The 25,737-nt window shown below is 43.3% G+C and carries 24 protein-coding genes; 14 read left to right on the top strand and 10 right to left on the bottom strand.

Annotated features, from left to right (window positions below; genetic code table 11):
• The first annotated feature begins 155 nt into the window (after window positions 1-155).
• The 8 genes from pcnB to ACTXGH_RS04755 all read left to right on the top strand — a co-directional run bounded on the left by pcnB (window position 156) and on the right by ACTXGH_RS04755 (window position 9,065).
• Window positions 156-2,402 (top strand): polynucleotide adenylyltransferase PcnB, encoded by a 2,247-nt coding sequence (gene pcnB, locus ACTXGH_RS04790; protein ID WP_439296084.1) that lies wholly within the window; start codon window positions 156-158, stop codon window positions 2,400-2,402.
• Window positions 2,395-2,916, top strand: a complete 522-nt coding sequence (folK, locus tag ACTXGH_RS04785; protein ID WP_439296083.1) for a 2-amino-4-hydroxy-6-hydroxymethyldihydropteridine diphosphokinase — start codon at window positions 2,395-2,397, stop codon at window positions 2,914-2,916. The genes pcnB and folK overlap by 8 nt, the downstream gene beginning before the upstream one ends.
• A 242-nt stretch (window positions 2,917-3,158) precedes the next feature.
• Window positions 3,159-3,959 carry a 3-methyl-2-oxobutanoate hydroxymethyltransferase gene (gene panB / locus ACTXGH_RS04780; protein ID WP_439296082.1) on the top strand — a complete coding sequence of 267 codons (801 nt, stop codon included), beginning with the start codon at window positions 3,159-3,161 and terminating at the stop codon, window positions 3,957-3,959.
• 58 nt (window positions 3,960-4,017) lie between these two features.
• Window positions 4,018-4,893: a pantoate--beta-alanine ligase gene (panC, locus tag ACTXGH_RS04775; RefSeq protein ID WP_439296081.1), complete on the top strand. Its 876-nt coding sequence runs from the start codon at window positions 4,018-4,020 to the stop codon at window positions 4,891-4,893.
• A 282-nt stretch (window positions 4,894-5,175) separates the two neighbouring features.
• Window positions 5,176-6,135 carry an RNase adapter RapZ gene (rapZ, locus tag ACTXGH_RS04770; protein ID WP_439262613.1) on the top strand — a complete coding sequence of 320 codons (960 nt, stop codon included), beginning with the start codon at window positions 5,176-5,178 and terminating at the stop codon, window positions 6,133-6,135.
• 119 nt (window positions 6,136-6,254) lie between these two features.
• Window positions 6,255-6,767 (top strand): ribosome biogenesis factor YjgA, encoded by a 513-nt coding sequence (gene yjgA, locus ACTXGH_RS04765; protein WP_439262397.1) that lies wholly within the window; start codon window positions 6,255-6,257, stop codon window positions 6,765-6,767.
• Window positions 6,768-7,086: 319 nt separating this feature from the next.
• A complete protein-coding gene (locus ACTXGH_RS04760; protein WP_299218612.1) occupies window positions 7,087-7,359 on the top strand; it encodes a hypothetical protein in 273 nt (90 codons plus the stop codon).
• 44 nt (window positions 7,360-7,403) lie between these two features.
• Entirely contained in the window at window positions 7,404-9,065 is a 1,662-nt protein-coding gene (locus ACTXGH_RS04755; RefSeq protein WP_439262395.1) for a S8 family peptidase, read from the top strand.
• A 176-nt stretch (window positions 9,066-9,241) separates the two neighbouring features.
• Here the strand turns inward: ACTXGH_RS04755 and ACTXGH_RS04750 are convergent, their stop codons facing one another.
• Window positions 9,242-9,862 (bottom strand): thiol:disulfide interchange protein DsbA/DsbL, encoded by a 621-nt coding sequence (locus ACTXGH_RS04750; protein ID WP_299218608.1) that lies wholly within the window; start codon window positions 9,860-9,862, stop codon window positions 9,242-9,244.
• A 455-nt stretch (window positions 9,863-10,317) separates the two neighbouring features.
• Here ACTXGH_RS04750 and ubiG point away from each other — a divergent pair, with 455 nt between their 5' ends.
• From ubiG to ACTXGH_RS04730, 4 genes are all read left to right on the top strand, one after another.
• The gene (gene ubiG / locus ACTXGH_RS04745) at window positions 10,318-11,145 is read left to right on the top strand and encodes a bifunctional 2-polyprenyl-6-hydroxyphenol methylase/3-demethylubiquinol 3-O-methyltransferase UbiG (protein ID WP_439296213.1); all 828 of its coding nucleotides are present in this window, start codon (window positions 10,318-10,320) and stop codon (window positions 11,143-11,145) included.
• Window positions 11,146-11,159: 14 nt separating this feature from the next.
• Complete coding sequence (locus ACTXGH_RS04740; RefSeq protein WP_439296080.1) at window positions 11,160-11,870, top strand: HAD family hydrolase; 711 nt, start codon at window positions 11,160-11,162, stop codon at window positions 11,868-11,870.
• Window positions 11,871-11,973: 103 nt separating this feature from the next.
• Window positions 11,974-12,762 carry a YciK family oxidoreductase gene (locus tag ACTXGH_RS04735; RefSeq protein ID WP_439296079.1) on the top strand — a complete coding sequence of 263 codons (789 nt, stop codon included), beginning with the start codon at window positions 11,974-11,976 and terminating at the stop codon, window positions 12,760-12,762.
• 103 nt (window positions 12,763-12,865) lie between these two features.
• Window positions 12,866-13,132: a DksA/TraR family C4-type zinc finger protein gene (locus tag ACTXGH_RS04730; RefSeq protein ID WP_439296078.1), complete on the top strand. Its 267-nt coding sequence runs from the start codon at window positions 12,866-12,868 to the stop codon at window positions 13,130-13,132.
• A 52-nt stretch (window positions 13,133-13,184) separates the two neighbouring features.
• Here ACTXGH_RS04730 and ACTXGH_RS04725 read toward each other — a convergent pair whose 3' ends face one another.
• Both ACTXGH_RS04725 and ompR read right to left on the bottom strand, forming a co-directional pair.
• Window positions 13,185-13,883 carry an exopolysaccharide biosynthesis protein gene (locus ACTXGH_RS04725; protein ID WP_443561722.1) on the bottom strand — a complete coding sequence of 233 codons (699 nt, stop codon included), beginning with the start codon at window positions 13,881-13,883 and terminating at the stop codon, window positions 13,185-13,187.
• A 23-nt stretch (window positions 13,884-13,906) separates the two neighbouring features.
• Window positions 13,907-14,668 (bottom strand): osmolarity response regulator transcription factor OmpR, encoded by a 762-nt coding sequence (gene ompR, locus ACTXGH_RS04720; RefSeq protein ID WP_439262386.1) that lies wholly within the window; start codon window positions 14,666-14,668, stop codon window positions 13,907-13,909.
• A 572-nt stretch (window positions 14,669-15,240) separates the two neighbouring features.
• Here ompR and ACTXGH_RS04715 point away from each other — a divergent pair.
• The gene (locus ACTXGH_RS04715) at window positions 15,241-17,757 is read left to right on the top strand and encodes a Tex family protein (RefSeq protein WP_439296076.1); all 2,517 of its coding nucleotides are present in this window, start codon (window positions 15,241-15,243) and stop codon (window positions 17,755-17,757) included.
• A 129-nt stretch (window positions 17,758-17,886) separates the two neighbouring features.
• Here ACTXGH_RS04715 and ACTXGH_RS04710 read toward each other — a convergent pair whose 3' ends face one another.
• From ACTXGH_RS04710 to ACTXGH_RS04700, 3 genes are all read right to left on the bottom strand, one after another.
• A complete protein-coding gene (locus ACTXGH_RS04710; protein ID WP_439296075.1) occupies window positions 17,887-18,486 on the bottom strand; it encodes a hypothetical protein in 600 nt (199 codons plus the stop codon).
• A gap of 418 nt (window positions 18,487-18,904) precedes the next feature.
• Window positions 18,905-19,720: a hypothetical protein gene (locus ACTXGH_RS04705; protein ID WP_439296074.1), complete on the bottom strand. Its 816-nt coding sequence runs from the start codon at window positions 19,718-19,720 to the stop codon at window positions 18,905-18,907.
• Between the two features lie 516 nt (window positions 19,721-20,236).
• Complete coding sequence (locus tag ACTXGH_RS04700) at window positions 20,237-21,532, bottom strand: saccharopine dehydrogenase family protein (protein WP_439296073.1); 1,296 nt, start codon at window positions 21,530-21,532, stop codon at window positions 20,237-20,239.
• Between the two features lie 433 nt (window positions 21,533-21,965).
• Here ACTXGH_RS04700 and ACTXGH_RS04695 point away from each other — a divergent pair, with 433 nt between their 5' ends.
• Window positions 21,966-22,121, top strand: coding sequence for a DUF1328 domain-containing protein (locus ACTXGH_RS04695; RefSeq protein WP_021814049.1), 156 nt, complete (start codon window positions 21,966-21,968; stop codon window positions 22,119-22,121).
• Window positions 22,122-22,248: 127 nt separating this feature from the next.
• Here ACTXGH_RS04695 and ACTXGH_RS04690 read toward each other — a convergent pair whose 3' ends face one another.
• The 4 genes from ACTXGH_RS04690 to ACTXGH_RS04675 form a co-directional block, all read right to left on the bottom strand.
• On the bottom strand, window positions 22,249-22,542 hold the full coding sequence (locus ACTXGH_RS04690; protein WP_299218597.1) for a 4a-hydroxytetrahydrobiopterin dehydratase: 294 nt from the start codon (window positions 22,540-22,542) through the stop codon (window positions 22,249-22,251).
• A 359-nt stretch (window positions 22,543-22,901) separates the two neighbouring features.
• Entirely contained in the window at window positions 22,902-23,186 is a 285-nt protein-coding gene (locus tag ACTXGH_RS04685) for a GNAT family N-acetyltransferase (protein ID WP_439262375.1), read from the bottom strand.
• A 56-nt stretch (window positions 23,187-23,242) separates the two neighbouring features.
• The gene (locus tag ACTXGH_RS04680) at window positions 23,243-24,586 is read right to left on the bottom strand and encodes a fatty acid desaturase family protein (protein ID WP_443561721.1); all 1,344 of its coding nucleotides are present in this window, start codon (window positions 24,584-24,586) and stop codon (window positions 23,243-23,245) included.
• Window positions 24,587-24,604: 18 nt separating this feature from the next.
• On the bottom strand, window positions 24,605-25,726 hold the full coding sequence (locus tag ACTXGH_RS04675) for a flavin reductase family protein (RefSeq protein ID WP_439297144.1): 1,122 nt from the start codon (window positions 25,724-25,726) through the stop codon (window positions 24,605-24,607).
• Window positions 25,727-25,737 lie beyond the last annotated feature (11 nt).

Below are 25,737 nucleotides of genomic sequence, written 5' to 3'. Positions count from 1 at the left end.
TGCTTTAATTAACCCTAATATTGACAAAATAGCACGTAAGTAAATGTCATAACGCACCTACCACGCACAAAATTTGTTAAACTAGTAGTTACATCCGCCTGACAAACGCTGTGTTCGTCAGTGGTGGTTAAAGAATACCGGCGAGGAGTAGATGCATGGCCGAGCGTGCCGCCAAGCAATTAGAGCTAAATAAATCTGAATTACCCAATTCCATTACTGAAGTGATTGCCACATTAACCCGAGCTGGGTTCGATGCTTATATCGTTGGTGGCGGCGTGCGCGATACCTTGCTAGGTCTGCGCCCAAAGGACTTTGATGCGGTCACCGATGCCAAACCGCATGAGATCAAAGACGTTTTTGGTAAGCGTTGTCGCATTATCGGTCGCCGCTTTCAGTTGGCGCATGTGTACTCCGGGCGCGAGTTGATTGAAGTGGCTACTTTTCGCGGGCCACCAACGAGTGACGCCAATACCAATCAGGATGGTATGATCTTGCGTGACAATGTCTGGGGCGATATCAAACAAGACTTCTCTCGTCGTGATTTTTCTATTAATGCACTTTATTATCAGCCACTTAAAGGCGTGGTTCATGATTTTTGCGGAGCGCTGGAAGACATTGATAATAAAATCATTCGCCTATTAGGTCATGCGCCAGTTCGTATCGAAGAAGATCCGGTAAGGTTATTGCGCGCGTTACGCTTCAAAGCCAAATTGGGCTTTGAGTTTGACGAAGAGTTGTCTCAGCAGTTTCACGATGATAATTGGGCATTGCTTGAGCAAATATCACCGCATCGTCTCTATGATGAAACGCAAAAGATGTTTACTGGCGGCTACTTAGTACCATTGTTGCCGCTATTGTTTGAATCGGGTGCGATTGACAGCTTGGTTATCTATCCGCCATCTGAGCCAAGCGCTTTAGTCAAACAAGTCGCCATCAATACCGATAAACGCATTGCAGCGGGCAAAAGCATCAATCCCGCATTTTTCTATGCAGCTCTATTATGGGAAAACTACTTACATCAGCTAGAAAAAGCCAAAAAGCGTAACATGCCTTTTGCAGAAGCACAGATGTATGCGGCTGGTAAGGTTATTGATCGCCAACGTATTAAGACTGCGATTCCAAAGTTTGCTGAGCAATTTATCCGTGATATTTGGATATTGCAGCCAAAGCTTGCTGCTCCGCGCAACAAGCAAATCGTTCAGCTTTCTGAACATCCACGCTTTCGTGCTGGTTTTGACTTTTTGTTATTGCGTGAGCAGTGCGGGGATGCTGAGCATCCATTATCAGAGTCGACCAATGGTATGGGCGACTGGTGGCAGACTTATCAGACTCTATCTGAGCGTCAGCAGCAGCAAGCGATCGATGACTTTGATGAAAGTATTCGCCGCGGCGCTTACAAAAAATCTCAGCGTGGTCGCGGGCGCAATCGTCAAAAGTCAGCAGCAGATACCGCTGACAAATGGACGTCCAATCAAAAAAGCGTGTCGGACAGCAAGGTTAATGGTAGATCCAGTAGCAGTGCCGAAGACCGTAGTAGTGACCAGACAATGGTAAATGATTCATCAACTATTCCAGCACGTCGCCGCCGTGCGACAAGTCAGTCTGCTAAAGCTACGCAGTCTGATAGCCATAAAGGTAAAACTGATGTTACGCAGCCATTAAAGCAAGCCACTGATGAGCTTGCTCAGTTACAAAAACTGTCTCTTGCCAGTAGCAATAAGCAAATGTCGGATAAGCAGCAAAACGCCCAACCTGCGCCGTTGTTCGTCATCGAACACCAAAGCGTCGTGCCGCCATTACAAAAGCAGCTATCAGGTAGCGATAAGCATAAGACGGCTGGAGATAAGACTAAGCCTCATCAACAGCCTGAGCAAAAAAAGACCGTCGCTAAAAATGCATCGGCTAATAAGGAAGCGCATCAGTCAGAGCACTTAGAAGACAAACCATCACCTTCTACCTCTAAAGAAAAGGCCACTCAAACGATAGCAAGATCGCCTGCGCTTGTCAGTATGAATAACGAGCCGATACCGCATAAGCGTCGCCGCCGTGAGCCTAGCGTTGCTAACAGCGCTAATAATGAGCCTGTATCAAAAACTGCCCCTAAGTACGCCAAAAAAGCGCCTAAGCCAGCAACTCAGTCTAATGGAAAAGCTAATACTAAAGTTGAGAAAACGGTAAAGCATGCCGAAGCTACGGCAGGAAACAAGTCAGAAAACAAGGCAAGTACTAATAAAGCAACTACGCCTGTGAAAGCGAGAAAACCAGCTAAAACTGCAGAAGCAAAGTCTGATAAAACCAGTCAAGCTGCTAACGGCAAGGTTAATTCTGGTAAAGTGATTGATAATAAAGGGCCTGTCCCATCGAAGCGTCGCCGCCGTCAGCCTAGTACCGATAATGTCTAATATGAATAACGATACGGGCAACGCCCATTGGGTAACTTCCTATGTAGGCTTGGGTAGCAATCTGGCTAATGAATTAGGTTCACCTATAGAGCATTTGCAGCAAGCACTTGCACTGATGCGTGCACATCAGCAAATATATGACGTTCGTGTTTCTTCATTCTACGCCTCAGCGCCTATGGGACCACAAGATCAGCCCGACTTTGTTAATGCGGTCGCTGGTTTTGAGACAACGTTGCCACCTTTTGCGTTGCTCGCATTTTGTCAGCAGCTAGAAGAGCAAGCTAAGCGTGCGCGCATACGACGTTGGGGTGAACGTAGTCTTGATGTCGATATTTTATTGTATGGTGAAGCGCAAATTGCAGAGCCGCAATTAACCATACCGCATGCTGGACTGCTTGAACGTAATTTTGTCTTAATACCGCTACGAGAGCTAGCTCCAGAGCTAGTAGTTGCCGGCAAGTCGATAGATGCTTATCCACAAAGTAAAGATTGGACAGATTTAAAGCTACTATAGTTAATTTATTATTGAATTGAATCAACTATAAAGTAAATATAGCGCTATTGGGATAAATTTTGCGCAGCCTCTGTCTGCGTAGGCACAGCAAGCAAGGAAAAATTATCCCAATAGCGCATCACAATTTTTGTGTTTTTTGTGTTTAGGATGACTATATATTAAGAAATTGCTAAGTTTTTTGATCACAAGCAGAATAACAATTACTAGTAAGTTAAAAGCATTGCAGATTAATCGAGGGTCATATGACGACGTTATCTACGTTAAATAAGTTTAAAAAAGACGGTACTAAGTTCACATGTCTGACGTGTTATGACTCAATGTTTGCACGCATGATGGACAAGGCGCAGATTGATACTATCTTGATAGGTGATAGCTTGGGCATGGTCGTCCAAGGTCACGACTCAACACTGCCAGTTACCGTCGACGATATGGTATATCATACGGCTAATGTCGCGCAGAGTAACAATAGCGCCCTGATATTGGCTGACTTGCCGTTTATGAGCTATGTGACGCTGCCAGACGCAGTAGCCAATAGTCGCAGACTTATGCAAGCAGGGGCACATGTCATTAAGATTGAAGGCGGCGATGAGCTTTGTGAGTTGGTCGCCACATTAGCGCAAGCAGGCACGCCAACTTGTGTCCATCTTGGTTTGACCCCGCAATCAGTCAATGTTTTTGGTGGCTACAAAATCCAAGGTCGCGGTGATGCAGCAGCCGATAAACTGTTGTCTGATGCCAAAGCAGTCGTCGCTGCAGGTGCAGCGCTACTTGTACTAGAGTGTGTTCCAGCTGAGCTTGCCAAAGCAGTCACCCAAGCGGTTGCAGTGCCGGTGATCGGAATCGGTGCAGGCGCAGATACAGACGGTCAGGTATTGGTCATGCATGATATGCTAGGTATGGCACATGGCCGTGTGCCGCGTTTTGTGCATGACTTTTTGACTGATGAGCGCAATACGGCGCATAGTATTGAAGGCGCTTTTGCGCTTTATCAGCAGTCAGTACGCGAAAGCAGTTTTCCAGCAGAGCAGCACCAGTTTAGTTAAGGTATGCTCTAGCTTTTTACGCTCATCTTTTTATGTTTATAAAGAAGAATATTTAATAATGCCAATCATTTACCATCATATCTCAGCGATGCGTACTGCTTTACAGACCCATCGCGGGCAGCAGCGCATTGCTTTAGTGCCAACGATGGGCAATTTGCATAAAGGTCATCTTGAGCTAGTAACGCTTGCTAAACAGCATGCTGATATTGTAATCGTGAGTATCTTTGTCAATCCTACTCAGTTTGGGGAAGGAGAGGATTTTGACAGTTATCCACGCACACTTGATAGTGACGTTGCCAAGCTGACATCAGTCGATGCTGATTATATCTTTGCGCCGAGTATTGATGAGATGTATCCCGTATTGCCGCCTCCGACCTGTGTGCTTGCGGGTGCTATTGCCAATCAATTGTGTGGTCAGTCGCGTCCTGGTCACTTCGATGGTGTTGGGATTGTGGTATCTAAACTGTTTAATATTATCCAACCCGATTTGGCAGTATTTGGACAAAAAGACTATCAACAGTTGGCAATTATTAAGCAATTGGTACGTGACTTAAGTTATCCGATCGAAATCATAGGCGCGCCCATTATCCGTGCTGATGATGGTTTGGCGTTGTCCTCGCGCAATCAGTATTTAACTAGCGCTGAGCGTCACATTGCGTCGGTACTACATCAAGCGCTCCAACGTTTGGCTCAGCAGCTAGCAACTGGCAAGCTAAGTCAACAAAGGATGCAAGCATTATTGGCAGAGACACGCATGTACCTTACTGATGCTGGATTCACGATTGATTATCTAGAGATAAAAACGGATCAGCTAGTCTCAATAACTACTGCTGAAGGCTCCGAGATAGTTGAAAAACGGTTTATTATTTTAGTTGCCGCTTGGTTGGGAAGAGCCCGTCTATTAGATAACGAGTTTGTCACTATTAATGAGTAGTTTTAATGATGGATTCACAACGTGTGGTAATACCTAAAAGACAGAAAACGCTTAACATGCTCGTAGACAAAGTAGACGATAAGATATGGTCAATTCGCTATAAAAACAATACAGCGAGACTGGTATAAATTTTTTGCAGCCTCTGTCAGCGTAGACACAGCAAGCAGAAAGAATTTATACCAGTTACGCATCATGTTACAACGTATCGATTTTATTTGGTATCGACTATACAACGTATGCATCAGTGATTGAACAAACTAGGATGGTGGGATCATGGAAGCAATAGGGACAAATCAAGACAACAAAGTAACGTCAGGACCAGTAGTAACAGACAAGTCGCAAGATGACAGCGTCAGTATTCTGGTGGTGTCAGGTCGTTCAGGGTCGGGTAAGACCTCGGTATTAAATATTTTAGAAGATTTGGGCTATTATTCTATCGACAATTTACCCCTGTCTTTGGTACCAAGTGCCGTCGATAAATTAGTTGGTGAGAGCAGTATTCGCCGTATTGCCCTTGGTGTCGATATCCGCACTCCACGCGCAGATTTAAGCAATTTTGCCTCTATTCATAAGATGCTTAAGCAAACCTATGGCGAACAGACGGTCAAAGTAATCTACGTGACCGCGCAGGACACTATTTTAGTGGCACGCTTTAACGCCACTCGCCGCGTACATCCTCTAATGGCACAAGAGTATGAAAGCTCTACTTATCCGACATACAATCTGCCTGCTGCTATCAAAAAAGAAGAAGAGTTACTAGAGCCTATTGCCAGCTATGCTGATATAAAGATTGATACGAGTAAATTAAACATTCATCAGCTAAAAGAGCGCCTGCGAGATCATATTGGTGCAGACAATAAGATTGTGATCAATCTGCTATCTTTTGGCTTTAAATATGGCAGTCCTATCGATGCCGATTTTATATTTGATGTAAGAATTTTACCAAACCCGCATTGGAACCCTGAGCTGCGTACCGCAACTGGTCTTGATCCAGAGGTTGATGAGTTCTTCGCTGATTATCCAGAGGTCGCCGAGATGACTGACGATATTGCAAAATTTTTGGATCGTTGGTTGCCAGATTTTTTACATAACAATCGCCATACGGTGACAGTTGCTATTGGCTGTACGGGCGGCAAGCATCGTTCTGTTTTTATCACCGATAAGCTGCAACGTTATCTTGCAAAGAGTCTACCTCAAGGTTTGGTAGTGGCCGCAAAGCATCGTGAAAAGCGCCGTTGGTAGCTTTATTGCCGCTGTTCTATTAGCAGATAGGCGATATGTATGATGTAGTATAAAAATTGTGCTGGTACAAATGGTTGCCAGCCATCTCTCATTTTTATTTATTATTTTGGAAAGCTTGTATGATTGATTGGTCAGAACAGGACATGCGCGTCTCGCGTACTGAACTTAAAAAAGCTCATGAACGCTTGCAAGAATTATCAATACCGCTTGCTAGCTTATCGAAAAAGCAACTCAAAAACCTACCAGCTAGTGACTACTTTATGGCTGAATTGATGGCATTGGCAGATATTAGCAGTGCAAATGCCCGCAATCGCCAGACCAAACGTGTTGGTAAACTCATTAGCGAAGAAAACCGCCATGAACTGGTAAAAGCATTGTTTGATGCTTTTTTTCCTAACGAGCAGATTGCTAAAATTGAAAGCTGGCGGGGTAGGCTTAATATTAACGACGAAGGTACGCTCAAGCAGTTTGTAAAACAGTACAAAGCCTCAGAGCGCAACAGCTTATATCAACTGCTGCTTTGGATTGAGTACGCCAAACACATGCAAGATGACGAGCTACTAGTAGAGTCAGAACAAGATCTGGCCAGTTACATCCGAGAAGTTGCGATTTTAACGCAGCTAAAATATTAAATATCTAATCATAAGATATAAAAGCCGACTAAGTTTAGTCGGCTTTTTGCTATATATCGTTTATATAAAATGAATTTTATAAAGGAAAAATATTAAACCGTACGTTTTATGTCGGACAATTTAAGAACTATTATCGGTGTTGCTAACAACATATTTATTGTAGGTTAAGTAAGTTGTTTACAAGTCATATCTCGCCTTATGGTATTTTCTATGCTATCTATATGATATTAAGGTGTATTTATTTTTTGGATAAGTACAGTTACGTTAACATCGTTTCTTTTATTAATCGTTCCTTATACATCAGGTAGGAGTATTATCATTGGCTGAACCTATAATAGTAACTGTGATTTTGAATCCAGTACCGGATCCATCTTTTGATGAGCCAATGTATCACGCCTTTGTGATGCTAAAAGAATGGGCCGCTGATCACAACGTAACCGTACAACCTCCTATAGACACTGATGCGGAAGCTTTACGGTATGCAGCTTTGCTGGTTCCTGATAAGGAACAGGTAAATACATTGATTGTCGAGCTTTTAGAGCTAACGTTCGTTGATACCTGCTATAAAAAGCCAACTGACGTTCCTCCCTAAGTAGTCCTTGCTAAGCAATTTTTGTCTTAATAGGAGTGATAATTATGATAAATAGTTCAGGAAAAAAAGCGCTTGCAGCCCCACGTGAGACGATTGTTATTATGCAGCCTGATGTGGGACTGCGTGCCTCCGATGGGCGTCTTGAGACCACCACAGCAGAACCAGTATCTGATATAAAAAAAGTATTAGATACATATCAAGCTAATATGGTTCCTATGTTTGGCAGTACAGAGGAGAGAGTTGAGCAACAGATGATGGCCGAGTCTGCTGAAGGCGTGGCAGATATACCGATGCCGAATCTGTGTCGATTTTATAAGCTGGAAGTGGATCAAGAAAGGGCGCAAGAAGCTGCTGAGGCAATGGCCAGTTTGAGCCGAGTTGAAGCCTCTTATGTAAAACCTGGTGCTGAACCTCCTGTGATGCTAGATGAACAAAATGCCGCTATACAGGATGAAGTACCTGCTCTTGTGACCCCAGACTTTGTGTCGCACCAACTTTATTTAGAACCCAGCCCTGTAGGGGTGAATGCCCAATGGGCGCACGCACGTGAAGGTGGCCGAGGACAGAATGTTCGCATCATTGATATTGAAGGAGCATGGCGCTTCACTCACGAAGACTTACGCCAACTCCAAGGCGGCGTAGTTGGTGGCACTCAATCACCAGATCTTGGCTGGCGCAATCACGGTACGGCAGTGTTAGGCATATATTCTGGTGATCACAATCGATTTGGGGTATCTGGCATCAGTGATCAGGCTATGGCATCAGCAGTGTCAATCTTTGGTAGTATGGGATCGGCAGCTGCGATCCGCAGTGCAACAGCGCGGTTACGAAGCGGTGACGTGTTGTTGCTAGAGCTTCATCGTCCAGGGCCACGCTATGACTTTCAAGCTCGAGAAGATCAAAAAGGATATATTGCCATTGAGTGGTGGGAGGATGACTATGCTGCTATTTTAGCGGCAACTCGTCGTGGCATCATCGTGGTCGAAGCGGCTGGCAATGGTGCTGAAAATCTGGATGATGATATCTATGAGGTGCGACCAAACAATTTTCCAAGTAGTTGGCGTAATTCTTTTCGCCGATCAAATCGAGATTCTGGCGCTATTTTCGTTGGCGCAGGAGCACCGCCGCCTGGTACTCATGGACGCGATCATGGACCAGATAGATCAAGATTGGGTTTTTCAAACTACGGCGCACTGATCGATGCACAAGGCTGGGGTCGTGAAGTGACGACGTGTGGCTATGGTGATCTACAAAGCGGTTTAGACGAGGACGTTTGGTACACAGATACTTTTTCAGGCACGTCGTCTGCATCACCTATTGTGGTTGGAGCCGTGGCCTCATTGCAAGGTATGGCGCGTGCCCGCGGTAGTGCAATCCTAACACCTACCCAAATACGCCAGTGCTTACGTGCGACAGGCGCTGAACAAACTGATGCACCTGAACGTCCACGTACACAGCGTATCGGCAATAGACCCGATATAAAAGCATTATACCAATATGCCTTTGAGGGCACTCAAGCGATGATAGAAATTGAAAAAAGCAAAGAAGAAGAGTCTATTAAAGCGTTCCAAGAGTTTGAAGCGTTCAAAGCGTTTGAAAGGTTTGAACGCTTCAAACAATTCAGAGCGTTTGAGGAATTCAAAGCGTTCAAAGAAAAAGATCGTGAAGCGTTCGATACAAACGTGGGAAAAGAGACTGACACCTGATAAGAGCTTGCTCGACACGCAGTCTAACTTTCTAGAGCTTGTACCGTTACAAGCTTATCCATAAACAAGCTCTTTTTTCGTAAACTTAATTCTTTAAGACAAAACAACTAAACATAAAAAAGCCAATCGTTAACGATTGGCTTTTTTATTGTCAATAGTAATTGGTGCTCACTAAACTATTTTTTTTCAGCGCGAACTTTATCTACCAAATAATCGACTACTTTAGGAACGGTTGCACCTTCACCCGTTACCACATATTTGCCTTGCACAACTACTGCTGGTACACCAGAGAGTTGATAGCGCTTAGCACCCGCTTGTGAGCGGCCGATTTTGGTGCCTACTGCAAATGAGTTATATAAGCTATTAAACTTCTTTTGATCAACACCTTTTGTAGCGTACCATTTGCTTAGTGAAGCTTGATCAAACAGCTGCTTGCCGTCTTTGTGGACAGCGTCAAACAAAGCATCGTGGGTTTTGTCTTCATAACCCAATAGCTGAGCGGCATAAAAACCGCGTGCACTGGCTTCCCAAACTGGATTTAGCGCAGCTGGCGTCTTAAAGAAAGCCACGTCTTTGTCTTTGGTCTTAGCCCATTTTTCCATATGCGGATTAAGGACGTTACAATGAGGGCAACCATACCAAAAGAATTCGCGTACGATAATAGCATCACCGCTGATTTTCTCTGGGTTATCTAGGACACGGTAGTCCTTTCCTGCGACATAATCGGCTGCTTGTGCGCCCATATTGGCGATTCCAATGGCAATAGCCAGACCAGTCAATGTGATGACACGTTTCATACGTCTTCCTTTGGGAATAAATGTTTGAATTTTTAATGACGATGTTTGCTGAGAAAGCGCGAGGCGCAAGCTGCTTATCATAACGTAAAATAGGGCTGTTTGTGAACCGGATTCTTAATCTACCGTTGTAAAGCTGTTAGACATTATTTATGCAACCTTACCTATAAACAAATTAAACAGTTGTTTTTGACCTGTCAATCCATGATTGAGAGACATATTTCACTTGGCATAAGTTAACAATACCCCTCATAATCGGTCACGATGTCCTTACGCAAAATGCGCGCGCTCATGCTACCATAAAGCCCATGACAGCGCGTAACAACGCACAACAGATAAGTAATGCATAATAGATAAGTAATGACACTAAAGGAAACCTCATGAGCTCAGCCATTCCCCCTTCATCTAACGATCTTCAGTCAGATACGATGACAAACGACATCCCAGATAATACGGATATGACCGAAGTAGAAGCCACGCATACACAGAGGAACGCGTCTACCAATGTCGATCCAAGCGAAGTCGATAAGTTTAATAAACTTGCTAATGAATGGTGGGATAGTACGGGTGCATTTGCAACGTTGCACCATATTAATCCGCTACGTCTTAATTGGATAGAAGAAAACGTCAAACGTGGCTATCAAAATAGCAATCAAGACGGTAATCAAAGTCATGACGCAAAGAAAACGGCTGAGATGGGTCTGAGTGGTAAAAAAGTATTGGATGTTGGCTGCGGGGGCGGCATATTAGCCGAATCGATGGCACGTCGCGGCGCTGATGTCACTGGTATCGATTTGGGTACTGAAAACTTAAAAGCGGCCAGCTTACATGCAGAGCAAAGCCATTTAGAAGACTGTTTACGTTATCAGCATGTACCCGTTGAGAGCTTAGCAGCCACTCATGCAGGTCAGTTCGATGTCGTGACCTGCATGGAGATGCTCGAGCATGTACCAGATCCTAGTGCAATTGTACAAGCATGTTATGATCTGCTGGCCCCAGGCGGTGTCTGTGTGCTCTCTACCCTCAATCGCAATCCAAAATCTTACTTGTTTGCGATCATTGGAGCAGAGTATGTATTGCGCCTGCTAGATCGTGGCACCCATGACTATGCAAAATTTATTACCCCAGCTGAGCTTGATAAAATGGCATTAAACTCAGGCTTTCGTCGTCAAGATATCATCGGGTTACATTACAATCCATTAACCAAACGCTATTGGTTGGCACAAAATGTCGATGTTAATTATATGTTGGCTGTTCAAAAGCCACTGATTGAAGATAAATTTTAATAAGAGCAGACGATATGACTCAATTTGTAAAAGCTGTTTTATTTGATTTAGACGGTACGCTCATTGATACTGCAGCAGATTTTGTACGTATTATTGGTAAGATGAGTGCCCAAAACAATTGGCAAGCCCCGCCTGAGGCCCAGATTCGTGAGCAAGTTTCTGCTGGTGCATCGGCCATGGTGCAGCTGATGCTACGTTATAATGATCAAATCGAGATGAGCGAAGACGCCTTACTGGCTTTTCGTCAGCAGTTTTTGGATGATTATGAGACAGATATTTGTGTCGATAGCTGCGTGTTCGATGAGTTGGAAACGGTACTAGTAGCGCTTGAAGAAAAAGGCGTGCCTTGGGGTATTGTAACTAATAAACCGCGTTACTTATCAGAGCAACTGCTCAAAGTAATGCAATTGGATGAGCGCTGTGCTGTTTTGGTATGTCCCGATGACGTCTCACGCAGTAAGCCGGATCCAGAGCCGATGTATATGGCCCTAGAAAAGCTTGGAATACCCCGTGGCGCTGCTGGTTGCGTGGTTTATGTAGGCGATCATATACGTGACATAGACGCTGGTAGGGCTGCTGGTATGTCGACGATTTTGGCCGCTTATGGGTATATCCCTCCTGAAGATCAAAACAACTTAAAAAGCTGGGGCGCAGACCATATTATCGATACGCCCAAGCAATTGAGCAAATTGTTATTATCCCCCAGCAAGTTTGAATATATATAATTTAAGCGTATTGGTTTGGATATTTCTGGTCAGTGATATCCAACCAGTCTGAGATATTCCAAACATAAACTTTATTATAAATAGATAAGTAGTGGACGAACCTATGAGCGACAATGTGAATCAACCTCTAAGCCATGATGATATTCGTACTTTTGAGCCGCAGGATAATTGTCTAAATGGTAAAACCATCTTAGTGACAGGGGCAGGGGATGGTATCGGACGTATCGCTGCTTTGACCTATGCGCGCTATGGCGCAACGGTACTATTACTTGGTCGTACTACCAGTAAGCTTGAAACTGTCTATGATGAGATCGAGAGCTTGGGCGGTAAACAACCTGCAATGCTACCGATGGATTTAGAGAAAGCCACTTATTCTGAAATGCAGCAATTAGAAGGTTTGATCGTCAAAGAAATCGGTCAACTTGATGGCATACTACATAATGCAGGGATATTAGGCGAGCTGACACCGCTTGAGATGTACGATGTCGATACCTTTGCCAAGGTGATGCAGGTCAACTTTACCGCCACCTTTATGCTCACTCAAGCACTATTACCGTTACTTAAAGACGCTGCTAATGGATCTATTGTCTTTACCTCCAGTACTGTCGGTACATATCCACGCGCATTTTGGGGTGCATATGCGCTCTCAAAACAAGCCGTAGAAGGCATGAGTGATATCTTCACTCAAGAAACGCAAAACACGACTCGTTTACGCTTTAACTGTATCAATCCAGGTGGTACGCGTACCAATATGCGCGCGCATGCTTTTCCGGGTGAAAGCCCGATGAGTCTTAAAACACCTGAGGATATCATGGCAGGTTATGTCTGTCTGATGAGCGATGACAGCATTGGTGTACGCGGTCAAGTTGTGGCATTACAACCAAAAGATTGAAACGCATAATAACTGGCTTTATTTTCTTCAGTATTGAAAACAAGGCTGTTTAGCCCCATCTATTTGTTCTTAAAGACTTTTATTAAATAAGAAAGGATAAGTTATGGCAGGTGGCTGGTCAAGAGATGGTGCTGAGCACGAACAGATGGATGCAACTGTGAATGATGCATTAGATCGTGTCAGAAGTGCTATACCTACAGGCGATAGCGCTGAGTTTTGTGATGAGTGTGGTAGCCCAATTCCACAAGCGCGGCGTATAGCTGTACCTGGTGTTCAGCATTGTGTCGGCTGTCAGACGGAGCTTGAACAAGATGCCAAAGCGGCAGAGCTATTTAATCGCCGTGGTAGTAAAGACAGTCAACTGCGCTAATAATCTTATGTTATGTTTATCATAAAAAACCAACCCGATGCGGTTGGTTTTTTTATAAAAGTACTTGAGTAATTAAAAAATAAATAGTGGCCAGATTCAACAGTAAGCCAGCTAAAAACACATACCCATCTTCTGTAATCAAAGCGATGGCAAATAAAATGACAGAAGCCGCAGGTATCATAACCGCGAAAGGTATGAGCTCAAGAGGAATCATAGCAAGGGCAGCAAAAATACAAAGGGCTGCCGCTACCTTTTTTGCCTTATTAGAGGTTAGCGACTTAAGTCTGGGTTTAACGACTTTGTCGATCCACCTTGTGGCTTTTGATGCAATGTTCACACCTTTGTGCAGTTTGTCCTCATCAAAAGAGATATTATCAACAAATTGTGGTAACCAAGGTCTCTCTTTACCAAAGAGCATCTGAATACTAATCAAAATAATTATAACACCGCAAACTGTCGGCACCCCAGGGATGCCGCCTGTTGGCATGATAGCAATGAGAGCGGGGGCAAATATTAAAGATCCAAAGCCTTTAGAGTTAAGCGTATCCATGATATCGCCGATATCTACCTTGCCCGCATCTTTATCAGGGTCTAATTGCTCAAGTACAGCAGTCAGACTGTGTTCTGATGAAGAATGACTCGACTCTGAATCTTCATTATCACGATGAGCACTTTTATGCTTATCTAGAGTAGCTGAATGGTGGTCTGTACGAACGCCAGATTTATGAGGAAAAGAGTTATCGTCTGTCATCATAGTTCCTAAGCGCTTAGCTTTTATCCGTTTTCAGCTTCAGCATCCGACTCTGACTCATCAGGAACAAAGACATAGCCCACACCCCAAACTGTTTGAATATAACGGGCCTGTGATGGGTTGTCTTCTATTAGGCGGCGCAAGCGCGATACTTGAACATCGATTGAGCGCTCCATCGCGCCCCATTCACGGCCACGTGCAAGATTCATAAGCTTATCACGCGTCAATGGTTCGCGCGGATGCTGTACGAGGGCCTTTAAGACAGAAAACTCTCCTGTCGTCAATGTCACGACGTTGCCGTCACGTTTAAGTGTACGCGTCGATAAATCAAGCGTCCATGGTCCAAACTCAACCACTTCTAGCTGATAGCTTGGTGCACCTGGCAGCTCGCGGTTTTGACGACGCAATACCGCTTTGATACGTGCTAATAGCTCTTTTGGGTTAAAGGGCTTTGGCAAGTAATCATCAGCGCCTGCCTCCAAACCGGCAATACGATCCGCATCGCCACCTTTGGCGGTCAGCATGATGATTGGAATATCACCGTTGTCATCACGTAGACGTCTACAAATACTGATACCGTCTTCTCCTGGTAGCATCAAATCCAATACTACTAAAGAAAACAATTCACGCTGCATTAGTTTGTCCATTTGACTGGCATCGTGAGCCGTCCGTACTACAAAGCCATCATCTTCTAGAAAACGCTGTAATAAAGAACGTAGGCGTGCATCATCATCGACGACTAAAATACGTTGGGTCATGCTATCGGTGCTTTTATTATCAGTCATGCAGATATCCTTTAATGAATAGTGTTGTTACCAAAAACTGTTGTTACCAAAGATTGTCATTGCCAAGAGCCACTATATTGTCAAAAATTATGATTGTTATTGATAATCGACACATTAGATACTAGTACCATCTTGAGGGTAGTGGTTGTTATGAGTTCATATCAATCTATTTAACAGTCAATTTATGTGGTATCCATCCCACTAAATACTTATAACACAAAATCAAAAATGCTACGGTCAAAAATTCTAAAAAAGTAATAGTAACAAAAACCGTTTTTAGAGCAAATCTGACCATTCATACCTTTATTGAAGGGTTTGAGGAAGATTGATATTTTTAATCTTATAGCTTTAGTGTATAAGATTGGACAGGCAATTGCATCATCCATAGACATAAATGCTGTATGCGTTTGTTTAACGTAGCGATTAACGCTAGTTTATATGAAAACTTAAACCATAAAGACTATTATTTGAGCGATAAAGACTATGATAAGTAATGAAGATATAAAAAGGATTTTTATTCATGCAGCTTTTGCTATAATGCCAAACTACATTTCTCAACGATTGATACGGATATGAGTAGCACTGATACCTTAACGGCGTCTCAACCCTCGACAAATACACAGGGCCTAGATGCAACCACACACGCGAATATTCACGACAAACTTGCTCGCGCGCTTGGCATTAAGACTGCTCAAGTCAATGCGTTTGTCAAACTCTACGATGAAGGGGCCACTGTCCCGTTTATTGCACGTTATCGCAAAGAAAAGACGCAAAATCTTGACGATGCGCAGCTACGTGCTTTAGAAAAATCGCTCAATTATGAGCGCGATATGGCAACACGTCGCCTCAAAATTACTGAGCTTCTCAGCACACAAGGCAATTTGACAGACGAGTTGCAGACCCGTATTGATAATGCGACGTCTAAGCTTGAGCTTGAAGACATCTACCTGCCATACCGTCCGCGTCGCCGTTCACCGGCTGCCAAAGCACGCGCCGCTGGTCTCGATGTTGCTGCGCAAGCGGTCTTGACGCAAGGGATCACGCCAACAGATGCACTGGCTGACTATCAAGCGCCATCTAGTATCTCTGACGATAGCGGCAATGAGATTGAAGTTGACTTCAGTGATCTTGAAAAGCAACTGGCTGGTGTCCAAGCTATCATCGTCGATGAGTGGACACAGGCATTGGATTTGCTTGATGGTCTGCGTAATGGTTTTGCTAAAACGGCTAGTATCGTATCGAACGTGGCCAGTGACGAGAAGCGTGAAGTAGGCGAGAAGTTCAAAGATTACTTTGAGCATAGCGAAAGCCTTGCGCGTCTGCCCAACCATCGTCTATTAGCGATGCTACGCGGTCGCCAAGAAAACGTCTTAGGTCTCAAAATCGAAGGCGAAGATGCCCCTTTTATCGAAAAAATCATTAGTCATTTCGATGTCGATTCTAAAGCGCCAGCTGAGCGCCGTGAGTTTTTAGCAGAAGCTGCTAGCAGCTTATGGAAAGATAAATGGCGTCCGCATATCGAACATCGCTTATTGACTGAAAAGCGTCTGACTGCTGAGGCGGATGCGATTGATGTATTTGCTAATAATTTACAGCATCTACTCATGTCAGCACCTGCTGGTCGTAAAGTTATTTTAGGTGTCGATCCTGGTATTCGTCATGGCGTCAAAATGGCGATTGTCGATGCCCAAGGCCACGTCATGCTAGATAGCGAAGACAAGCCTGTGGTGGCGACTGTCTATCCATTTGCTCCTGACAATAAGATGGATGAAGCCAAAAAAGTCATTGATGAGTTATTAAGTACTTATAACGTTGATCTAGTGGCTATTGGCAATGGTACTGCTAGCCGCGAAACAGATGCGATGGTTAAAGAGATATTGGCTGCGAATGATGCTCTAAAAGCCAAAGCTGTTATCGTTAATGAGTCTGGCGCATCTGTCTATTCTGCCAGTGAGCTTGCTAGTGATGAGCTTGCCAACCTAGATGTCTCTGTACGCGGCGCGGTATCTATCGCTCGCCGCTTGCAAGATCCACTCTCAGAGCTGGTCAAGGTTGACCCAAAAGCGATTGGTGTTGGTCAATATCAGCATGATGTGAACCAAAGCCAGTTAGCTGATAGCCTTGATAAAGTTACCCAAGACAGCGTGAACGCGGTTGGTGTTGATGTAAATACGGCGAGCCCTGCCATCTTGGCTCATATCGCTGGTCTGAACCGCAATGTCGCGCAGCAAATCGTCACTTATCGTAAAGAGCATGGCGCATTTGATAGCCGTGAGGCGCTCAAAAACGTACCGCGCTTAGGTGCTAAGACCTTTGAGCAGGCAGCAGGCTTCTTACGTATCCATGACGGTAGCAATCCACTTGACGCCACTGGCGTGCATCCAGAAAGCTATGAGCTGGTCGACAGCTTATTGGCGCAAACAGACAAGGTATTATCAGAGGTGCTCGGTAATGATGGTGTGCTAAATACTATCGATACCAATGCGCTCGCGGCAAATGATGACAATATCAGTGTAAAAGCGATTATTGAAGAGCTGGCAAAACCAGCACGCGATCCACGTCCTGAGTTCAAAACTGCTAGTTTCCGTGAAGACGTCAATAGCATTAAGGACTTAGAAGAAGGCATGCAGCTTGAAGGCGTCGTGACCAACGTGACCGCTTTTGGTTGTTTCGTTGATGTTGGCGTACATCAAGACGGCTTAGTACATATCTCACAGATGGCCAATGACTTCGTTGCAGATCCGATGAACCGCGTTAAACCAGGTGACATCGTTTCGGTGCGCGTCATTTCTATTGATGAAAAACGTGGCCGCATTGGTTTTAGTATGAAGCCTGAGTCTGAAAAGCCAGCGCGTTCAGTAGCAAAGCCTACTTCAAGCACTGGTAATGATGACAAAGCCAGCCGCCCACGTAGCAACCGCCCAGCCGCCGATAAACGCCCATCAAAACCACGTGGCAACCGTCAAGACAAAGACAGCGCTAATAACCGCAGTAAAGCGCCTAGAGCTGATAAAGCTGAAGCGCCTAGCAAAATGGGTACACTTGGTGCACTGCTACAAGAAGCGGGTGTAACAAAAACTAAGAAATAATAGCAAGTAATTGATAAAGAGACATAAAAAGGCAGCCTAACGGCTGCCTTTTTTATGCACACAACATATGTTTCCAGTAGTGATATATCTTTAACAAGCCATCGCTGAATTATCGTTAGTTAAACAACATTAACGTGGCATAACACGGCGATTTTCGCTAAATTCAACTTCAGCAGGCTGAGTTGCTAGTAATTCACCACGGTTATCTTTAGTTTTCTCTTGCAGCGTAACTGTTGCGTTTGCGCTGTTAGGGTCATCGTTAAGCACTTCACCTGCAATCAATGGCTGATATTCATTATTGCTATGTTGTTGGTTTAGGGCTTGCGGGGCAGCTTGCTCAGAGTCGAGATTGGTCATCTCATCAGGGTTGCCCATCATGTTTGAATCGTTCATCTCATCAGGATTGCCCATCATGTCTGGATCGTTCATCTCATCAGGATTGCCCATCATGTTTGGGTCATTCATCTCATCAGGGTTACCCATCATGTTTGGGTCGTTCATCTCATCAGGGTTCGTTTCAGCAATATTTACATCACTTTCTACTTCACCCGGTTGAGTGGCCAATAACTCACCATCTGGGCCTTCAATCTCAGCTTGTAAAGTATTAGGTGCAGGAGTATCGCGCATATCTGCTGGTGTAATATTGCCCTGATCCATAGGAGCAGCCATGGCAATACTTGGCATTACTAAAGCTGCGCCGATGATTAATGATAAAGTACGATTTTGCATCAGTTAATTCCTTGAGTCACAAGTTTTATTAATCAGCTTAAAAATATGTTTAAGCTTGATCGTTATTCCTTTAGTTATCCATCTACTTAACGTCTTAAATATAACTGTTTAATATATTTAAAACGTCAACTGTAGATAGAACAAAATCATGACAACTGGGTTATAGGTTGTCATGACACATATAAGTAAAAGATTTATAAAATAGCTATAATCTCAACACGCAAAGTACCAGCTCTCATGCTGGTACTTCAGTAGTAAACTCATTAAAGGTCTAACAGATTGATGTATTCGTGTGACGATATGCAAGTGCTGTGTCTGTAAATATGTATAAATTTTGACCGATAATTTAGGATTTAATATCAATAAAATATGACACGTTATCCTTTGATGGTAAGCCAACTATACATTCTACAATGAGCTATTCGGCAGTATCTGGGTCCACAACACGTGATGATGTATCATTGTTAGGTACACGAGTAACTGGAAAAGTCTGATTGATTTCGATTTCATCAACGATTTGCTCGTCAGCTTCTTGACCAACAATCGTAGCACGCTCAGTACCATCTTCGATGGCTACTGCTGTACCTTCCGCCGTTTTGATACGTTTAATCTGGTCTTCTGGAGCATAGATGACCTCTTTCACACTATATTTAGTAGGACGAATAACGCGCTTAGTTGCAACGACGACTGGCTCTACAGTACGCGCTTCTGCCACAGCCACTTGCGCTTCAAGAGATGTCACTTCGCTTACTACAGGAGTTGGAAACTTATCACTAAAATGATTGTCGCACTGTTGCATGCTCAAACGTATAGGGTCACCACTTTTATTCATGTAGACATTAACTGGCATATCAGGGGCGATAGGCACGTATTTACCGACCAATGCACCCGAAACACCATAACGATCATCCGATTGACCGACACCCAAATCACAAGCACCAGCTGCATAATCTGACGTTTGCAAATTATTGCCGCTAACCACATTTTGAGGAATCATAACTTCGGACAAACGCATTGTTTTGACAGAAGCTTCACCAGCGCGGCGTTTTGGCTTTTGATAGGTATAAGGGGTGTAGAATGTAGCAGAGCCGTCTTTTACCGCGGTGACACATTCTTCATAGCTGTCGTAGCCTACGTTACCATGTTCATCAGTAACCATAGCTGCATTGGCAGAATGCGCAAACATAGCTAGGCCTGACGCTAACATGGCTGTCGTTAATATATTCAATTTCATAATAGATTCCTCTCAATGACTGTTGGTTGTCGTTGTTATTCAACCGTTATTTTACGATTTCAGTTTAAAGAACAGTTATTTGAGCGTTATTTTCTTGCTCTTAACTTATCGTTTTTTAGCTATTTGAACTGGTTATTGAAGCCTTATCTAATCAATTTTATAGACACAATCTTCACAGGTTGATAACTTTATTAAGGGTACGTGATATAAATGATGGTCGCTGTTTCATTGCATTAACGAAATGTGTCGTTATGTGGCACATAACCATGAATTGGTGATAATACTTACGTAAGAAATACACAATTATCGTTCGTTAACATTGCTGACTTTAATACTTATTTAACACATTTACTAAATATTAGTTTAGTCATGTGCTACCTCTTTTATCTTGACTCGACTATCACTCTGTTAATTTATCCAGTCGTTTAGAAGTCTAAATAGTAAAGCTCAAAGCAACAAAAAAGCCGCACTCTATAATTAAAGTGCGGCTATCATTCATGATATATTTTACGGTTATTATTGGTCAACGACTTCAAAGCTAAGACCAGCGTGAGTCTCTAAGCGCGTTAATAGCTTATCACCCATCGCAGAAGCGGGTGTCCAAAAACCACCTGACACATCCTCTTTAGCGATATCTTGAGCAAGACATAAGGCTGATTGAGCAAGCATACGTGAGGTGCTGCCATAGCCTGGGTCTTTATTGCCTGTGACCTTAGTATTGATACTATCCTTGTTGGCAGTCTCACCAAAAAAACGAATATCAAAGTAGCCGTTTTCTTGTTCAGACTTAGAAGGTCCAGAGCCTGACTTTGGTAAGATATGTTTTGAGAGCAGCTCGCGACTCGGTTTAAACACCATTGCCGTAGCAAACCCCAACAATCCAACGCTCATACCGTAGCTCATTAGTTTGCCTTTCACCCCATCCTTCATCCACATCGCTTCGTCATATTTAAAATCACGGCCATATTCGTAGCCTAAGAGCTGATTACTACGATGAACGATGCGCGTATTAATGCTTGCCATCACAAAAGGCGCCAACCAACGTTCCTGTTGCTCATCATACTCAGGTCGGCTGACATTCTCTTGACGCACGCTAGGCGCGTCTTTATCGTCGTTGAGTAAGTAGGGGTTAGCAACTTGCTTACGGCGCCCTTTATCTTGACCGACTTCTTCAAATATAGTGGCCATAGAAGCAACTGTACCGCCCGACAAGCCACCTTTTGCCGCTTTTACTCTCATATTGATGACCGTACAGGCTTCATTAAACTGCTTCTCAGCTTTTTGCTGGGTGTAGTAGACACCTAGGTCTGAGGGGATAGAGTCAAATCCGCACGAATTAACAATACGTGCGCCGCTTTGCTTCGCAGCGTCTTGATATTTGTCCATCATATCTTTAATAAAAATGGCTTCGCCTGTAAGGTCGACATAGTCGGTACCATTTTTGGTACACGATTTAATCAAAGGTTCGCCATATTTGAGGTAGGGACCAACCGTTGAGATAATAACTTGTGTTTGTTCGGTCATCTTATCCAGACTGGCATCATCATTACTATTAGCGACGATGATATCGATCTTCGCTTTAGTATCTCCATTCTGCTGCACTGAGCTAAGCTCAGATTGCAGTTTTTCTAATTTTTCTTGGTCGCGACCAGCGATTGCCCAAGTGACGGATTGTGAATCTGCATCACTTTGCTTGCTGGTATCTGCCAAAAATTGCGCTAAATAATGCGCAGTAATTTGACCGACAAAACTCGTTGCACCGTATAAAACGACAGCATATGTGCGTTGTTGAGTATCCATATCATTATTCATATTTTTTCCTTACTATTTTTTAGATAAATGAGAGCAGAGTAATGCTTAGATTTTTACGTCATATAAACGTTTGATAGCGTTATGAGTTCAAAGTCAACTTAGAACCATACCAGTTATATATCGGTTTGATAAACGACCAATAACCCAACTTTGTCCAAAACAGGGCAATGAGCATACATAAGTTACATAACATATCGTGATCATTACCAAACTGAACGTTTATCTGCTCTAAAAGGTTGTTAATCTACTACTACAACTTATAAGAAATAATATTAACAACAATAAGCATTAAGAGTAATCGAATTTAGCGAACCTGGCAGTATTGATTGTTTATAGGACTTATCGTCTGTAGGTTGATAACCGATCATATTACTAATATGCGTTGGTTTGCTCTATTTATATTCTGGATGTTTTTTGTTTAAGGAGAAAGATTATGTTTCGTTGGGCGATTATATTTGCTGTTATTGCGCTATTAGCAAGTTTGTTAGGGTTTGGCGGCGTTGCTGGACTATCTGCTAATTTGGCCTATATTTTCTTAGCAGTAGCAGTTATCTTGTTTATCGTGGCGTTTGTTAGCCGTAAAATGTAAACAGCACAACATATTCATAATTGATAAATGCTGCTTATTTAGCATAAAAAAACGTCCTCAAGTGAGGACGTTTTTATTTGTGTTTTCACTAAGTCGGTATTAATTAAAAATATTGAGCAATACAATCTTATAGACGTTTAGGTTGAATAATATGTTCCATACGTTTTGCTAAGCGAATATCATGGCTGGTAATACCGCCCGTATCATTAGTCGTCAAACGTACCTCGACGATGTTATAAATATTTTTCCATTCAGGATGATGCTCAAGTGCTTCAGCATAGAATGCTGCTTGATTCATAAAACTCATGGCTTCGACGAAGTTACTAAAATGGTAAGTTTTTACTATACTGTTCCCATCACGCTGCCAACCAGTAAGGTCTTCTAGCTGCATATCAACTTGTTTGTCGGATAAACTACTCATACCGATATCCTTTATTATTATGTCGTGGTTAATAAGAGTGTTGTCGTCATTGATTAAAATGCTATCAATAATCGCACCTTTTTTATTGGTAAAACTGGTATTTTGTTTTAACTATTACTATTTGATACTTATATTCAAGCGTATTACGTATTGCTACTTAATAGAGAACAAAAAACCCACCTATCCTTTACATCCTGCCATATATCCATGGATAAATATATAGTTAGATAGCTTAAATAGATAGGTAGGCAATGGGTTAGTCGGTTCTGTTAGGTAAGATTAAGGCGGCCCATTTAAATACTTAGACATACTATGACAGGTATTTTAGGCTGTCATATTGATACTGTATCATACAGCTACTACACCAAGTCTTTGTATTCTGGATGCTTGCTAATATAAGAGGATACAAACGAGCATTGTGGCACGACTTTTTTGTCATGATCACGTGCATAGTCTAGAGCATGTTTGACTAATTTTGAACCCACTCCGCGCCCACCAAGCGCTGGCGGTACAATCGTATGGTCATAAACCAAAGCATCACCACGTTCTTGATAACTAATATAGCCAGTTTGACCTTCTATCGTAGTCTCAAAGCGATTGCGATCTTCATTATGCGTGATATCTAACGGTTGTTGATTACTCATATAAATCTCCAGTTATTGGGTATATTTTATTGATGTGATTCAACATAGAATAAAGATTATTTATAATAAAATAAAGCATGACGCACGACGGGTGGCAAGTATTTACTCAGACCTTGCGTAACAGTTAAGGACGTCTTTGCTTGGCTTGTCTCATTATTTTTATCCATAACCATTTGCGTTTGCAAGTATGAATCTCGCTTATCATTACTTGGTTTACTAAAGTGATAAATACGTTTAATGACTTGGGTAAGCTGCGCACCAAAGCTGCCTGTATTGTAAGGTAGGCCATACTTTTTGCATATCTCTTGTACTTGCGGGGCCACGCGTGTGTAATGGTTGGCTGGCATATCAGGATAAATATGATGTTCAATTTGATGCGACAAATGACCGGTCAAAATATGGAACCACTTGCGACCTGTGATGTTGCTTGATCCTAATATCTGTCTGGTATACCAGTCGCCGCGACTCTCATTGTCATCTAAATGCGTATAGATATGTGCCTGCTCGGTAAAATGACCACAAAATATCACCGCCCAAGTCCAAACATTACGTACGATATTGGCAGTCACGTTGCCACTGGCTGTCGTCATAGCACTACGCGCGCCAAATACCAGCCCACTAAACATAGGCAGAACCAGATAATCTTTGCCTATTTGTCGCTTTATCTTGTCAAATAGCGCTTGTGACTTGGGTGTCATGACATCTACCAAGTGCGCGTCATGTGCATATTCATCAACACTGATCTGAATATCGTGAAAGGCCACTGCCCATTCAAACCCTAATGCCAGTATCATGGTGATCAATAAATTATTACTATCGCTTGGCGTCCAAGGCTGCTCATCGGTCACTCGAATCAGATGATACCCCACATCGTGGTCACGACCAACGATGTTGGTAAAGGTATGGTGTAAGTAATTGTGCGAGTGCTGCCAAAGCGGCGCAGGACAGACAATGTCCCAATCGAACTTTTGACTGTTCAGATGCGGATGCTGCATCCAATCATACTGACCGTGCATGACATTGTGACCAAGCTCCATGTTGTTTAATATCTTGCTAAAACTTAGTAAAGAAGTACCTAATAGCCAAATGCTCAATTGCTTACGGCGTGAAGAGGGACATGCGGCAACAGCAAGCAGACCACGTGCTAGTATTTCACTATAAACGACAGCAGCATAAATGCGCTGAATATAGCGCGCATCCTCTGCACCAAGCGATGCCATGACACTCTGATATAACGCATCTAACTCAGCAGCCATCGTCTCAGTTTGTACCTTTGATAGGGGCGCGCTGCTTAATGTCGGGTAACGAGTCTGCGCTACCCATCGCTTATCTACTACAGACTGAATAGGGGTAGTAGGGAGCGCGGATCGAGCACTAAACATAGGCGGTAATAAACGCATAAAAAGTCCTTTGTTATATTAAATATCGAGCACAACATCGGTTACAGGTACATTAATACAAGTCTGAATGGACTCAAAACCTTCACCGCTGACAACCCCTGTCTGGATGTTCTTGACCTGACCGCTGATTTTTTGACAGCGGCACAGGTGGCAAATGCCTTGACGACAACCATAGGGCAAACGTATATCTGCCGCTTCAGCGCTTTTAAGCAAAGTAGTACGGCTAGTAAACTGCCGCTGTCGTCCGCGTAAATGTACGGTTCGCGCTATGCTATCAGTCTCGCTTCCTTCCTGATCGTGATGATTAGCACTCGTCCCAAAGCGTTCTATCGTGATGTTATCGAGTAGCGATGCTGTATTTTCAACAGTCAAATCATTTACTGCTTGGTACAGGCTTGATAACAAAGACTGTGACCCGCAGGCATATATCTGCGTTTGAGCGAGCGGTAGTCCAAGCGCAAGTAGGCTATTCTTGGTCAGGTATCGATTGTCTGCAAGATAAGTGCTGACATCTTGCGTTGCAATCAGATGATAGCGAAACGCAGGATAAGTCGTGGCTAGTGAAGCCCAAAATGATGTCAATATAGGCGTGCGATTGTAGTGAAGCAGAGTGACTGGTTGTTTATCCTTGAGCGCCTGCGTGACTAAGCTTAACATCGGCGTAATACCGCTACCACTAGCGATACACAATATCGGTGTCGGTTCCTCTAGCGTCTGTGACAGGACAAAACTGCCGTTTGGAACACTGCACGCAAAAAAATCTCCAAGCAATGCTTGCTGAGTCAAGTATTTTGATACCAAACCTTGAGGTTTAATAGCGATAGTAAGCGTGTGCGGTTTTTTACTTTGCCACCATAATGCTTGCTGAGGTAAACCAAGCAGTGAATACTGACGCTGATGATGAATACCGTCTATTGGTACGATTAAGCTTAAGTGCTGTCCGCCATGCCAGAGATTGTTCGATTGTTGTCGAAAAGCATGGTTGGTTTCAAACTGTAGAGCTATCAGATCATCGCTCAATGTGTGCTTGGCTAATAATCGTAGCTTAGGTGCAGTCAATGACCAAAAAGAATGTATATGCGTACTGACAAAATCCACAAAAACGCGCTGAATAAGCTCAGGGTGGTAGCCAGTCGTCATAAATAAAGCAC

Source organism: Psychrobacter sp. 1Y10, assembly GCF_052259005.1.
Lineage (GTDB): Bacteria > Pseudomonadota > Gammaproteobacteria > Pseudomonadales > Moraxellaceae > Psychrobacter > Psychrobacter saeujeotis.
This window is presented reverse-complemented; position numbering and strand designations above follow the sequence as displayed.